This is a genomic window from Paenibacillus sp. FSL L8-0708, from assembly GCF_038009325.1.
Classification (GTDB): Bacteria; Bacillota; Bacilli; order Paenibacillales; family Paenibacillaceae; genus Paenibacillus_AQ; species Paenibacillus_AQ odorifer.
Genome location: NZ_JBBPBC010000001.1, coordinates 6,427,277 through 6,441,207 on the forward strand (window position 1 = coordinate 6,427,277; position 13,931 = coordinate 6,441,207).

The 13,931-nt window shown below is 47.4% G+C and carries 14 protein-coding genes; 3 read left to right on the plus strand and 11 right to left on the minus strand.

The window, feature by feature from the left end; genetic code table 11:
* The 4 genes from NYE58_RS30165 to NYE58_RS30180 all read right to left on the minus strand — a co-directional run bounded on the left by NYE58_RS30165 (position 1) and on the right by NYE58_RS30180 (position 3,610).
* Complete coding sequence (locus NYE58_RS30165) at positions 1–747, minus strand: ABC transporter ATP-binding protein (protein ID WP_036679788.1); 747 nt, start codon at positions 745–747, stop codon at positions 1–3.
* On the minus strand, positions 744–2,252 hold the full coding sequence (locus NYE58_RS30170) for a DEAD/DEAH box helicase (RefSeq protein WP_339244835.1): 1,509 nt from the start codon (positions 2,250–2,252) through the stop codon (positions 744–746). Before NYE58_RS30170 ends, NYE58_RS30165 begins: the two co-directional genes overlap by 4 nt.
* A gap of 97 nt (positions 2,253–2,349) precedes the next feature.
* Positions 2,350–3,126: an SDR family NAD(P)-dependent oxidoreductase gene (locus NYE58_RS30175; RefSeq protein WP_076141978.1), complete on the minus strand. Its 777-nt coding sequence runs from the start codon at positions 3,124–3,126 to the stop codon at positions 2,350–2,352.
* Between the two features lie 28 nt (positions 3,127–3,154).
* Positions 3,155–3,610 (minus strand): chemotaxis protein CheX, encoded by a 456-nt coding sequence (locus NYE58_RS30180; RefSeq protein WP_036679793.1) that lies wholly within the window; start codon positions 3,608–3,610, stop codon positions 3,155–3,157.
* Between the two features lie 254 nt (positions 3,611–3,864).
* Between NYE58_RS30180 and NYE58_RS30185 the strand changes: the two genes are divergently transcribed.
* Together NYE58_RS30185 and NYE58_RS30190 are read left to right on the plus strand one after the other, a co-directional pair.
* A complete protein-coding gene (locus NYE58_RS30185) occupies positions 3,865–4,767 on the plus strand; it encodes a LysR family transcriptional regulator (RefSeq protein ID WP_038573173.1) in 903 nt (300 codons plus the stop codon).
* 71 nt (positions 4,768–4,838) lie between these two features.
* The gene (locus tag NYE58_RS30190; RefSeq protein ID WP_076277566.1) at positions 4,839–5,648 is read left to right on the plus strand and encodes a histidinol-phosphatase; all 810 of its coding nucleotides are present in this window, start codon (positions 4,839–4,841) and stop codon (positions 5,646–5,648) included.
* A gap of 143 nt (positions 5,649–5,791) precedes the next feature.
* Here the strand turns inward: NYE58_RS30190 and NYE58_RS30195 are convergent, their stop codons facing one another.
* The 7 genes from NYE58_RS30195 to NYE58_RS30225 form a co-directional block, all read right to left on the minus strand.
* The gene (locus NYE58_RS30195) at positions 5,792–6,523 is read right to left on the minus strand and encodes an NADPH-dependent oxidoreductase (protein WP_254857065.1); all 732 of its coding nucleotides are present in this window, start codon (positions 6,521–6,523) and stop codon (positions 5,792–5,794) included.
* Positions 6,524–6,733: 210 nt separating this feature from the next.
* The gene (locus tag NYE58_RS30200; RefSeq protein ID WP_341003782.1) at positions 6,734–7,276 is read right to left on the minus strand and encodes a GNAT family N-acetyltransferase; all 543 of its coding nucleotides are present in this window, start codon (positions 7,274–7,276) and stop codon (positions 6,734–6,736) included.
* Between the two features lie 38 nt (positions 7,277–7,314).
* Positions 7,315–8,244 (minus strand): metallophosphoesterase, encoded by a 930-nt coding sequence (locus tag NYE58_RS30205; protein WP_081386412.1) that lies wholly within the window; start codon positions 8,242–8,244, stop codon positions 7,315–7,317.
* Positions 8,245–8,301: 57 nt separating this feature from the next.
* On the minus strand, positions 8,302–9,093 hold the full coding sequence (locus NYE58_RS30210; protein ID WP_341003783.1) for a DUF3891 family protein: 792 nt from the start codon (positions 9,091–9,093) through the stop codon (positions 8,302–8,304).
* Positions 9,094–9,303: 210 nt separating this feature from the next.
* Positions 9,304–10,068: a succinate dehydrogenase iron-sulfur subunit gene (gene sdhB / locus NYE58_RS30215; protein WP_341003785.1), complete on the minus strand. Its 765-nt coding sequence runs from the start codon at positions 10,066–10,068 to the stop codon at positions 9,304–9,306.
* A gap of 75 nt (positions 10,069–10,143) precedes the next feature.
* Entirely contained in the window at positions 10,144–11,886 is a 1,743-nt protein-coding gene (gene sdhA, locus NYE58_RS30220) for a succinate dehydrogenase flavoprotein subunit (protein WP_076127961.1), read from the minus strand.
* Positions 11,887–11,931: 45 nt separating this feature from the next.
* Positions 11,932–12,597 carry a succinate dehydrogenase cytochrome b558 subunit gene (locus tag NYE58_RS30225; RefSeq protein ID WP_036679804.1) on the minus strand — a complete coding sequence of 222 codons (666 nt, stop codon included), beginning with the start codon at positions 12,595–12,597 and terminating at the stop codon, positions 11,932–11,934.
* Positions 12,598–12,999: 402 nt separating this feature from the next.
* Here NYE58_RS30225 and NYE58_RS30230 point away from each other — a divergent pair, with 402 nt between their 5' ends.
* Entirely contained in the window at positions 13,000–13,902 is a 903-nt protein-coding gene (locus tag NYE58_RS30230) for a LysR family transcriptional regulator (RefSeq protein WP_036679806.1), read from the plus strand.
* The last annotated feature ends 29 nt before the right edge of the window (positions 13,903–13,931 follow it).

Here is a 13,931-nt window from a genome sequence, read left to right on the forward strand (position 1 = left end):
TTATTTCCCTCCCTGAACCAGCTCGTAGAACAGCTGCTCCAAAGTCAGCCCCTGATGCCCGGCAGTTGCCGCTATTTCCGCCAACGTGCCCTGTGCAATCACCTTACCTTTATGCAATACAATAAAACGGTCGCAATAATTCTCTATTGTGGAAAGAATATGAGAGCTTAACAGAATCGACGATCCAGAGTTCTTCAGATCCATCATGAAATCAAGCAAGGAGCGGATCCCTAGCGGATCCAATCCTAAAAAAGGCTCATCGATGACATATAACGCAGGTCGTGCAACGAAAGCGCACATGATCATAACCTTCTGTTTCATCCCTTTGGATAGATGGGTCGACAGGGTGTCCATCTTATCCTCCATATGGAACAGCTTGGCAAGATGCGAGGTGCGGGATTCATAATCCTTTTGATCTACCCCATAAGCTCTGGCAGTAAATTCAACATGCTCACGAACCGTCATTTCGTCATACAGCAGCGGCGATTCCGGTACAAAAGACAACGCATTATTGTATCCAACGGGATCTTCAGCACGCGTCTTGCCCTGTACGGTGATATCGCCCTTATGGGGCGACATCAATCCTAGAATATGCTTCATCGTCGTACTTTTTCCTGCTCCGTTTAAACCAATCAATCCAACCATTTCACCAGGCTGCACCTGAAGTGCAATATCATGCAGCACTGGCTTATTCAGGCTGTACCCACCACTGAGACCCGTAATTTGCAATACGGGAGCATTATTCATTGACCGTCACCTCTCGGAGTTTTGTCTTTCAACCACTTTGGAGCTCCTTTATTTTTACGGTTCTTCTCACGTTCCGCATTGCTGCTGCGTTTGCTCCGTGCAGGAGTCGCATCTCCGCGTGCTCCCGCAGAAGGATTCGCGCTGCGCTGTGGATCGCGTTGTTGTTCTCCGCTTGTTGTTTCACTTGTGTTAATCGTAGCCATTCTTTTGGCAGGCGGTGTACCTGCTCCAACGGATGGCGACTGAACATTGGAGGCTCCAGATGTGCTAACAGGCGGCTTGCCGCTGCGTGGAGCGGATCCATCACGGCGTTGCCCACTGCCTTCATTACTCCGTCCCCGTCCATTGTGCAAAGCGCTGCGTGCTTCATCTGCTGCTAGCACCTTACCACCGACCATCTCCCGCTCCTCAAGCGCAATATCCAATTCGCGGGCGAATTTCCGCATGATAAAGGTCTGTTGCTCTGTAACAATCGTTACAGATAAGCCGCGGCGTCCCATCCGTCCGGTACGGCCTGCACGGTGTACATAATGTTCAGAATCAAAAGCAGGATCGTAGCTAACTACCAAAGAAAGATTCTCAATATCCAGTCCTCTGGCTGCTACGTCACTGGCAACAAGCACACGAAATTTTCCTTCCCGGAAACCTTTTAATACATTGCTGCGCGTTACCTTATCGGCATCTCCGTAAAGTGCTGCCGCAGTAAGCCCAAGATGATTCAGCTTAGCCTCAACCTCGGCAATATCATCTGTAGCATTCACGAACACAATCGCTTTATCGGGATTGTAATGGCGAATCACCCGGCGCAGCATGTCCATTTTGTTACGCTCTTCAGCAACAACATAATGATGCTCCAAGCTTTCAGCAGTCATTACACCTGGAGCAATCCCAACCTCTGCCGGGTTCTTCATTTCACGATTAGCCAGCGCTTTCGTCTCTGGTCCGATCGTTGCCGACAGCATAACAAGCTGGCGTGAACGCAGCGCACTGCTGACAATTTTTGTGACTTCGCCGGCTCCGCTAAGCTGGAACATTTGGTCCGCTTCATCCAGAACAATAGTACTGACTTCATGCATCTTCAATTTACGAAGTCCAATCAGCTCGCGGATCCGCCCAGGTGTTCCCACAACTAGCTGTGGATGCTCACGCAGCTTGTCAATCTGGCGTTTGATTGCGGCCCCGCCAATAAGACCCATAACTCGGATTCCGCGCTGTTCACCATAACGTTCCGCCTCGCGTAAGATTTGCATCGCCAGCTCCTGTGTAGGAGCGAGCACCAGCTTTTGGACCACCTTCTGCTCCGGATTAATCGTTTGAAGCAGCGGCAATAGATAGGCCAGCGTCTTACCCGTTCCAGTCTGGGAAGCTGCAATAACATCTCTTCCCTCTAGTAGAAGCGGTATTGTCTGCTCTTGTACCGGGGATGGAGCGTTAATGCCGAATTCCGACAACCGGGCAATGAGGTCTTCCTGAATGCCGATAGCCGCAAAAGAAGCTTTATTCATAAGTGTAATTCATCCTTTTCGCTTGAGATAATATCTTCATTATATGCCAAAAAGGCCTCTCCACCAAATGGAAGGCCAATAAAGCTGACAACAGGGTCTATTTTCTGTTCATCGCATTATAAGTAAGCTTGTCCGCCAGGCGAGGAAACAGCCCGTAAAGCCGTATGCCAAACCCTGCCAGACCCGGAAGATCGAGCTCTTCTTTGCCGGTCTCCATAACCTTAACGATCTTGGAAGATACATGCTCTGGGGTCATCATCATCCGGGCTACACTCTTCTCATAATTGCCAGACGGGTCAGCCGTTTTGAAAAAATCGGTGGCAATCGGCCCCGGGTTCACAGCCGAGACGATAATTCCACTCTTCCGCAGCTCCTGACGGAGCGCATTTGTGAATCCGAGTACAGCATGTTTGGTAGCCGTATAGGCTACGGACTTGGCTGTGCCTATCTTCCCTGCCATGGAAGCCACATTTACAATCTGGCCGCTTCCCCGCTCCAGCATATGTGGAATAACAGCCTTCGTGCACCGGACAATCCCCATGTAGTTAACATCCATCATATCGTCAAATTCATGAGGCTCCATCTCCGTAAAAGCAGCAAATTTGCCGTACCCTGCGTTATTTAGCAAAATATCAATTCTGCCGTATGCCTCCAAAATTTGTGCGAAGGTCTTCTGAACACCCTCAGCATCTGTTACGTCACAGGTGTACAGTCCAAAAACGCCCGGGATACCGGCCGCTGTTTCTTTCAGCTTCGCTTCGGAACGTGCTACCAGGACAGGGATTGCCCCCTTTTTACTAAGCATCTGTGCCGTTAATGCACCAATGCCGCTGGACGCTCCTGTAATCACAACAACCTTATCTTTGAGTACCATGAAAAGTATTTCAGCTCCTAACTCTTGCCTAAGAGATCATCACCTGAATATCCATCTCTCCAACCCCATCCATCAACAACGGAATACTAAGCGCTTTACGAGGCATAAAAGACATGCTTTCCATCTTCATAATCTGAGGAGGACTTATATCCACCGAAACACCTTGATTATATAGAATGGTACTGGCATTCCCACTGATCATATTGCTCAGCTCTGAAATCGCACTTTGACCCATCTCATCCATCTCGGTGATCACAAAGCCACCCATCATAATCGATACCATTCGCAAGGCTACCTGCTCCGCGATACCAAATATAATATTTCCGCTCAGTTGGCCTGTCATCCCTACTTGAATCCATATATGATTATCGATCAGTTCAATTTCTTTAATGCCTAAACTCCCCGTAGAAGGCGAGACCTGAATTACTTGTTCTATAACAGTCCGTGCAGACTCTAGAAACGGATTAATTACTTCTGCTTTCATGAATGTCTAGTCTCCCCCTTTATCGTGCTTTGGTCATATACCAAAAGTCCCAAGCAATATGGATATATTATACTTTATATATCGGCACAATTCAGCAAAAATTAATGCATATGTCGAATTCAAACCCAAGATAGTTTACGCAGCAACATTGCTCTGCCGGGTATTATCTCCTATAATTTAAACAAATGCCAACGTGGAACGTAAGATATTAACGCAATTACACATCCAATTCGATGGTCCAAAGGAGGTATTCCATGAACATCAGCCAGCTGGAGACACTAATAACAATTTCCAAAACGATGAGCTTTCGCAAGGCCGGAGAACTGCTTAATCTGACCCAACCAGCGGTTTCAGCACAGATTAAGAGCCTTGAAGAAGAGTTCAAGACTCAGCTGGTTGACCGAAACCAGCCTGTTACATTAACGGATAGAGGGACTGTCTTTCTGGAGCATGCGGAACAAATAGTGAGGATTGTCGAGGAACTTAAGGAACGGCTTGCAGATCTTGATGAAAATCCCCAAGGTCATATAGTTTTAGGCACAACTACCTCAATCGCTATTCAAATTTTACCGCGTATTCTATCTTATTTTAAAGACCAGTTCCCCCATATCAAAACATCAATTTCCTCTATGTCCTCATCACAAATTTATCAGCATGTCGAAAACGGCATTGTTGATGTCGGCATCGGTTATTTAATTGGACGTAGCCCGGGCATGTCTACTTCCATTTTGTATTATGATACCTTCGAACTGGTGGTCTCTCCCAGACACCCTCTCGCTCAAGTGAAGACCGCTGGGATAGAAGCCTTAAGCAAAACCCCGCTGATTCTGCTCTCACCAGACACAGTGGGCCGTAAATTTGCGGATGAGGTTCTGAACAAACATGGCATTCAACCTCAGGTCATTATGGAGCTGACCAGCAGCGAGGAAGTGAAACGGATGGTCGAGCTCGATTTGGGCGCCGCCATTATTTCCAAGCAGTCAGTTACCGCTGAAGTTCGGGCCGGCACTCTCAAAATTGTGCCAATTATTGAGCTGGAGGTCACGCATCCTGTTGGTGTGATCACGAAATCAGGAAAATACGTAAACTCTGCTATGAGGCAGTTTCTAAGCGATCTTAAAGGCATGCCAGAAACCCAATTTATCGGGTCTGAATAAATCCCACCCACAAAGTGGAACCGATTACTTCTGAGCTGATTGCATAACCTTGTTTAAAGGAGATGTTCTTGATGAAATTTGATTTACACACCCATCATTTCCGCTGTGGCCATGCTGACGGAACGATTAGAGATTATATCGAAGCTGGGATTGCCGCTGGATTGGGCGTTATAGGTATTTCCGATCATACTCCCTATTTCGGAGATCCATCCGATCAGGCTTTTCCCAAAATCGCAATGGCTAAATCCGAATTTGCTAATTATGTAGATGATGTTCTCTCCCTCAAAAAAGAGTACGAAGGCGTTATCGACGTCCTGTTAGGCATCGAATCAGATTACTTCCCCGAACATGCTGAGATATACCGCAAGACATTATCCGCCTACCCTTTTGATTATGTGATTGGATCGGTACATAGTGTTGGTGGTATCAGCATTTTTAACAAAGGGCGCTGGAAAAACCTTAGCAAAAATGAGAAGATCCGCGTGAAGTCTGAATATTACCGGTTGATTGCTGATTCCGCACGCAGTGGTATGTTCCAAATACTCGGGCATATTGATGCGATGAAGGGGAATTATCCTGCTTTTTCCGAAATTCCTGCACCTCAGCCGATTGACGATTGTCTGCGTGTAATTAGTGAATGTGGCGTGGCCATCGAAATCAATACCTCAGGCGGAACTAAGCTGGTCGGCGGCTGGTATCCCTCTGAAGATATTCTGGAGCGGGCACTACATTTTGGCGTAGAGGTTAGTTTCGGTTCGGATGCACATAAGCCTTCCCGGGTCGCCGAGGATCGGGATACGGTAGCTGCACAGCTCAAAGCAATAGGCTTTACACACTGGGTTTATTACAAGCAGCGCCAAAAAGTCAAAGTTTCTCTGTAATCAAGCATAAAATCCTTCAACGTCCCTATAAGGACGGTAAGCGTTAAAGCGAGAAATTAAATAATGCACCAAGTGTTATTGGTTTAGGGGCAGGGTTCACCCTCCGTTAAACCAATCTCAGCTTGGTGCATTTTTTTGTTTATTTACAGATTATCACAGCTAAAACCTTGTTGTTTCAGCGTACTTTTCGCATCTCCATATTCCGGGTTGATCTCATAAAAATGAGCAATCGTACTGGTCCAATCTCTCTCCGTCATCCCCTGCTGCTGCAAGAATTCACGGTGGGTTTGATTATATGCCTCCAGGAGGCCTTGTACATCCGGATTGTATTGCTCCTCATGAAATATAGCTTCCAGCGGCAGCCGCGGCTTCTGAGAAACCTCCTCCGCTGGGTATCCCACGCAGAGACCGACGACAGGGAATACGTACTCCGGCAGCTTCAGCAGTTCAATCACACCCGCTGTGTTGCGGCGTACACCTCCAATAGGAATGATGCCCAGTCCCATGGATTCCGCCGCTGCAATCGCGTTAGACAATGAGATTCCCACATCTGTAGCTCCAACCAAAAGTGCATCCACATCTTTTACGGCTTCAAAAGACTTGCCTTCCAGCTCACTAGCTACTTTAGCTCTATAAAAATCCATGCAAAACACCAAAAAAACCGGTGCTGCCGCTACATGCTTCTGATTTCCGCACAAAACTGAAAGCTGCTGCTTACGCGCAGGATCTTTGATGGCGATTATCGATACCTGCTGTCCATGAACCCATGACGGTGCGGCTTGAGCCGATTCAATCATTGTTTGTAGCTTCTCTGGCTCCACAGGCTGGTTTGAATATTGCCGGAAAGAACGATGATTTTTTAATGTTTGTACCACTTCATTCAAAATGTTACGCCTCCTTGGTCATTCCACTCCATAGTATGTTAATCATAAACGATCGGATTCGGTACTGCCAATCACTTACGCTACTCTTTTCAAACAAAAAAAATGGACCCGAATCATCGGGTCCCAAAGCAGTATATTTTTAAAAGGGGGTCATGTACTTAGTTTAACCGCACACTGTTAGAGTTTGATAACGGCATTATTTCATTTGTGTAACAATGTGAATACTTTCATTACATCGTCCAAGGAGCCGACTTTGGGCATCACCCGCTCCAGCTTCATACCGTTCTTGAGCATCACACGTTCCGATCTAATATTATCTCCTGTGCAGCGTCCTTCGATCCTTGTTATCCCAAGGGTATGAACACTATAGTTCAAAAACAAACCCACGGCCTCCGTCGCCAGCCCATGTCCCCACCATGCCGGGTCCAGCATATATCCTAAGGTAGCTGTGCCCTCACGGCGGTTCCAATTCTGCAAAGCCACTATACCGATCAACCGCTGCTGCCCCTTTAAATAAATCCCGGCATGCAGCGCACAAGGATCGAAGGCAAATAACATCCGGTTCACCAGCTTCTCCACCTGGGCAGATGCTGATCCAGGGCCGGAGCGTACTAGAATATGGCGCTGCACATCTGGATGGGAGAGCAGCTGCCGCAAAGCTAAAACATCCTCAGGCATGATCAGCCTCAGATCTACCGCTAAACCATGTTGTGTCTCTAACAACACTGCTCCATAGGTGCTCATCTTCTCTCCCCTTCCGTGCAGCTAAAATTCCAGCCTAATCAGCTCATGGACCGATGCAGCGTCAGAACCGTTAATTCTGGCCTACACAATAACCGAAAAGGCATGTATGTCTCTCCAAACCCTCTATTCACATACACAGGCATGGCTTTGTCTTCTGTATAATACAATCCATTTATGTATTTTAGAGATCCATAAGGTGTAAATGGCGCACCTATAAAGGGCAGGCGAATTTGTCCGCCATGACTGTGCCCGGAAAGCTGTAGATCAAATGAATAGGCCTGTGCGGTATCCGCATAATCCGGCTCATGCATCAAAAGAACGTTAAAGGTTCCTTCAGGAACACCAGCAATTGCTTTCGCTGGGTCGGGCTTACCGTGTAACAGATCATCCAGACCCGTAACCGCCATGACTGCCCCGCCTCTTTTTAGAAGGTAGGATTTATTCCTTAGCACCCGGAAGCCCGCAGACTCCAGCAGCTCGGTAACAAGCTGGGTATTCTTGTAATCATGATTGCCTAATATCGCAAATTTACCCAATGGCGCACTTAACGCTGCCAGCACCGGTACGGCTTCAACAAGATCCTCAGGATTGCTGTCCACAATGTCACCCGTGAAGCAAATAAGATCCGGTTCAGCTTTACTTATATGTTTAGCGAGCCGGGCGAGATCCCTGGCATCCTTATTAAATCCGAGATGCGTATCACTGAAATGAACAAGCTTCATCCCTGAAAAAGCGGAAGGAAGCTCCTTAAAGCGCAAGTCCAGCTTAGTGACCTCAATCCAGTTCGGCTCCCCCTGCCATGCATATCCGCTTGTAAGCAATCCTGCGCCGATTACAGCAGCCGCACCCCGAGTCAGGAACTGCCGGCGGGTAATTGTTGACTCGCCACCAGAACGCCCCTTAGAGGTGTCCTTGTGGATCTTATCGCCATTCTTATTGGGAGAAGCCCCAGACGATTGTATCTTCATAGGGAGATTCTCCTTTCTTTACCTTTTCCCCGAAAAACAGATGGTCCAAATAATAACTTATATATTATTTCGGGCAGTTAGAACAATCCGGCATTCTTTCTCCGGAGTTTCGCTGTAAGCGCGTGCAATCCCTTTTTTTGCGATTTCTGATTTTTCAACTCGTCTCAGCATAAATGCTACTTCCAGCGTTTTTTCAAAAGGAAACGGTTCAAGCATTAACGTTGACTTATCCTGCCACTCCGCTGTGATAACACGACCTGACGTAAAACTGAAATCTTCAGTACCTGAGAACCCTTCACGCCACCATGGATGCTCCTCTGATTTCGGACACCCTGGCTCATTTAAGGCCAAATACAAGGACAGATCATCGCAGAATTCTAAAAGGCGGGCATCATAATACAGCTCATCTTCCCCAATAGGCTTGGTAGCTTCAAGTTCCCGATGGATACGTGCTCTGCGTTCCTCTTCATGTTCTTGATATAACGTTAGTTCTGGATAATCGAGTCCCGCAATCTTAATAAGCCGCTCAAAATGCAAGCTGCACAGCAACGCTCCGTACGGTGTGTGTTCCTCGATCTCATCTAATCCACGCTTATAAAAGGTCAACTTAGGCACTACAGGAAAATCAATAAAGGTGTAGGGTGCTTGCTCCGCATCATTCCAGAAAGGGGTCTCATCCAGATCAATCCAGCCCCTATCATGCTGTGCTACTGCCCACAGTACCTCTTCCCGGCGTCCTTCAGTTGGCACATGCTGCTCTTTGAACCCAATGGCCAGCTCTCCGGCAAGTTTCCCGTGATCATGCTGCTTAACCATTACAATTGCTCCATCTTGCTCCCGACAAATCACGATTATTCCTCCTTGTTCCACAGCTAACATTACGTTAACAATGGATATTATAGCATAAATTGGTCAATGTTCTGAACCTGCTCCAGCCCTGCAAGACTTTCCCGCCACAAGCAGATAAGAGAGTCATAACAACATAAAAAAAGCTACCCCCAGCGAATGGAATCCACTTTGAGGATAGCTCAATAGATAAACATTTGGCGGTACTATTAATTACACACCTAACCAACGTTTGAACATATGCTTCGTTGTTTGCTTGTTAATTTCTGCAATGGATGTCGTAAGAGGTATCCCCTTTGGACAAGCGCGTACACAGTTCTGTGAGTTACCACAGCCATCGATCCCGCCATCCTCCATCAGAGCATCCAATCTTTCGTCAGCGTTCATTTCACCTGTAGGATGAGCATTGAACAGACGTACTTGAGAAATGGCTGCCGGTCCGATGAAATCCGTCTTTTCGTTGACATTCGGGCAAGCCTCCAAACATACGCCACAGGTCATACATTTGGATAATTCATAGGCCCACTGCCGTTTTTTCTCCGGCATCCGCGATCCCGGTCCAAGATCGTACGTACCGTCAATCGGTATCCATGCTTTCACCCGTTTTAGCGCATTGAACATCCGGGTACGGTCAATGACTAAGTCACGCACCACCGGAAATGTCTTCATAGGCTCAATGCGTACAGGCTGCTCCAGATTGTCTATAAGTGCAGCGCAGGCTTGGCGGGGTTTGCCATTAATCACCATGGAGCAAGCTCCGCACACTTCTTCTAAACAGTTGGAATCCCAGCATACGGGAACTGTGCTGTCACCTTTGGCATTCACAGGGTTACGCTGAATTTCCATCAAAGCACTGATCACATTCATACCTGGACGATAAGGAAGTTCAAATTCCTCGACATACGATGAACTTTGTGGATCGTCCTGGCGGGTGATGATAAACTTTACGTTTTTGGGAGCTGCAGCTGTTTCCGCCATAATGGTTCCCTCCTAAAATTGCCTGATTTTATTTCATGAAGCTTGCCTCGCAAGCTATTCTGTTACTGGAAAGCATTAATCCTTCGAATAATCGCGTACCCGTGGAGGAATCAGCGAGACATCCACTTCGTCGTAGGAGATTTGTGGACCCTCTGCAGTCCAGGCTGCTTTTGTGGTCTTCAGGAACTCCTCATCATTACGATTCGGGAATTCCGGTTTGTAATGTGCACCACGGCTCTCATTGCGCATAAGCGCTCCAAGTGTCATCGCTTCGGACAGCTCCAGCATATTCCAGAGCTGGCGAGTGAAGGCCACACCTTGGTTATTCCAGCGCGATGCATCATTCATATTGATCTTGCGATAACGCTCCTTAAGCTCTTTGATTTTGCCAATGGTCGCTTCCAGCTTCGGATTGTGCCGCACCACGGTCATATTAGCGGTCATCCATTCGCCCAGTTCCTTGTGGATCACATAAGCATTCTCTGTCCCTGACATTGCCAATAGAGACTCATATTTGTCCGTTTGCTTTTTGTGGAAGCTATCGAATACGGAAGAAGAGATATCCTGCGATGATTTCTTCAGGCCTTTAATGTATTCAACAGCCTTTGGTCCTGCGACCATACCGCCGTAAATAGCAGATACCAGAGAGTTGGCGCCTAGACGGTTCGCTCCGTGATATTGATATTCACATTCTCCGGCTGCAAAAAGACCCGGAACGTTCGTCATTTGATTGTAATCAACCCACATGCCGCCCATAGAATAGTGCACAGCCGGGAAGATCTTCATTGGTATTTTACGGGGATCATCCCCCATGAATTTTTCGTAAATTTCAATAATCCCGCCAAGCTTCACGTCCAGCTCTTTCGGATCCTTGTGAGAGAGGTCCAAATACACCATGTTCTCGCCATTAATGCCCAGCCCTTGATCCACACACACATTAAAAATTTCACGTGTAGCAATATCGCGCGGCACCAAGTTACCGTAGGACGGATATTTTTCTTCGAGGAAATACCACGGCTTCCCGTCTTTATAAGTCCAGATACGGCCGCCCTCGCCACGTGCCGATTCCGACATCAGGCGGAGCTTGTCATCTCCCGGAATAGCCGTTGGGTGAATCTGGATAAATTCTCCGTTGGCATAATGTACGCCCTGTTGGTATACCGCACTTGCGGCTGTCCCTGTATTAATTACGGAGTTCGTTGTTTTGCCAAAAATAATACCCGGCCCGCCGCTTGCTAAAATAACAGCATCCGCAGGAAAAGTCTCAATCTCCATCGTCTTAAGATTCTGGGCACTGATGCCGCGGCATACACCTTCGTCGTCGATGATAGCTGAAAGGAACTCCCAGTTCTCGCGTTTAGTTACGAGACCTTCAGCTTCCCAGCGGCGCACCTGCTCATCCAACGCGTACAGCAGCTGTTGGCCTGTAGTCGCGCCGGCAAAAGCTGTACGGTGCCGCTTCGTTCCGCCGAAACGACGGAAGTCGAGCAGACCTTCCGGTGTGCGGTTGAACATAACGCCCATCCGGTCCATAAGGTGAATGATACCAGGCGCAGCTTCACACATCGCCTTAACCGGCGGCTGATTCGCCAAAAAGTCACCGCCATAGACGGTGTCGTCAAAATGCTCCCAAGGGGAGTCGCCCTCACCTTTGGTATTTACAGCGCCATTGATGCCGCCTTGCGCACATACGGAGTGTGATCTTTTTACAGGAACTAATGAGAATAAATGGACATGCGCACCGGCTTCCGCTGCCTTGATGGTAGCCATCAGGCCGGCCAGGCCGCCGCCCACGATAATGATATCGGATGTTGCCATGATAGTTCACTCCTTTTATCGAAAATATCAGAAAGGATTCTTAAATTAAATGAAGGTCTTTATGGACTGGGCAATGGTTGCTGCGGTTTGAAATTCACTGTCACGGAAAGTAACCAGCGAAATCAGGAACATGAAAGTTACTAATACAAATATGCCAAGACAGAGGTAAGAAGATACCCGCTGTGCACGTGGACCTACGGTAATTCCCCAGCTGATCAAGAAAGACCAGAGACCGTTCGAGAAGTGGAAGCATGCAGCAACGATACCGATAATATACAGTGTCAGCAGAAGTGGCTGAGTCACGATATCATGCATCAGACCGCCTAATTCTTCGTGCTCCACATTACCCACCGCCACCTGAACCCGTGTTTGGAACAAGTGCCAGACGATAAAGATGAAGGTAACAATACCTGTAATCCGTTGCAGGGTATAACGCCAGTTTCTTTCAATGTTGAAACGGTTCAAGTTCGGCTTGGATTGATACGCAATATAAAGTCCGTATACCCCATGGTACAGCAGAGGAAGCCATATACCGAACAATTCCAGGAAGAAGACGAGCGGCAGGCTGTTCAGCCATAACACGCTGTCAGTGAAACCGGAAGCGCCACCCTCTACAGCCGCAAAATTCGTCATCATGTGCTCAATGAAGAAGGCTCCAAGTGGGATAACGCCTAGCAAGGAATGAATCTTTCTGGAATAAAATCCTTTCATACAAAGTAACCCCTTTCCGATTAAAACAGCGTTTTCATTAATGGGTATTCACCGCCGGAACTACATTTGACACAGGATAACGTTGACAATCCAATGACATAATTCCTTAATTTACCGTTATCCTAGAGTTTACCGGACTTAGTTTTATTTTTCACAAAATGTGAATATCTTGTGTCACTTTTCATGTTACTCTTTTTTCGCTTATAAGGGAATTGCAATCTAATTATTAAACGTTATACAATAAACGCATAAGAATAGATTTTATATGATAATAATTCTCATTTAGCAAAACAACATTTTCCGACATAACCTGATTTTCCTTATGTAATAAGAACAGTTACTCTTACGGCTATGAATTTCATCACTACTGATCGTACATCGCATTAGGAGAGGAACTCAATTATGTTTGACGATTTAGATGTTTTTGCAGCAGTTGTGGAACATTCCAGCTTAAACCGGGCCTCACGCCAGCTCAATCTATCCCAGCCCGCCTTGTCTCGCAAAATTTCTAAACTCGAGGAACGTCTGGGGGTCGCACTGTTTAATCGTTATGGCAAACGACTGGAGTTAACCGAGGTTGGGCGTCTCACTTATTCCTATGCGCTTGAACAACGGCAGCAGCGTTCGAAGTTTCTGGAGGCTCTTTCCAAATTCAAAGAGGGGGAGCCAAGGCTTGTCACCTTGGGGGCTAGTCTTACCTCCCTGCAGACCACGCTTCCGCCGCTGGTAAACGCTTATATGGACAAATATCCGACCGCAGAGCTGAAGCTGATCACAGGCCGAACGCATGAGATCGTATCCTCAGTTAGTGAGGGAAAATCAGATGTAGGTCTGATCGCTTCCTCTATTCAAGAACCCGGGTTGCGCTGCATTTCTCTATTTGAGGATCAACTGCGACTAGTCGTCTCAGAGCAGCATCCTTTAAATTTATCTTCCAAGCTAACCATGGATAATCTATCCCGGCTGCCTATGATTCTCTTCTCAAAGGGGACCTGGTACCGGCGTCTGACGGACGATCTATTCCAGCGCTGCGGGATTGATCCCGATGTGCGCATGGAGATTGACTCCTTCGAAGCCATCGTACGGCTGCTTCCGACTGTCAAAGCGGCTGCGTTGCTGCCAAAGTCTTATCTGCGTCCAGAGCTGCTGAACGGCGGCGGGCTGGTGTCCTTACATATCAAGGAGCTGGAACAGACTCAACGGACCACCTGCCTGATCTACCGTGACGATGGAAGCATGAGCACGGCGGCTCGCAGTCTGGTGCAAGTTACCGAAGAGATGTTTCTGACAGAACGTGAGCAGTAAAGCCGGACCAAATGAATCAGGGGGCGCAC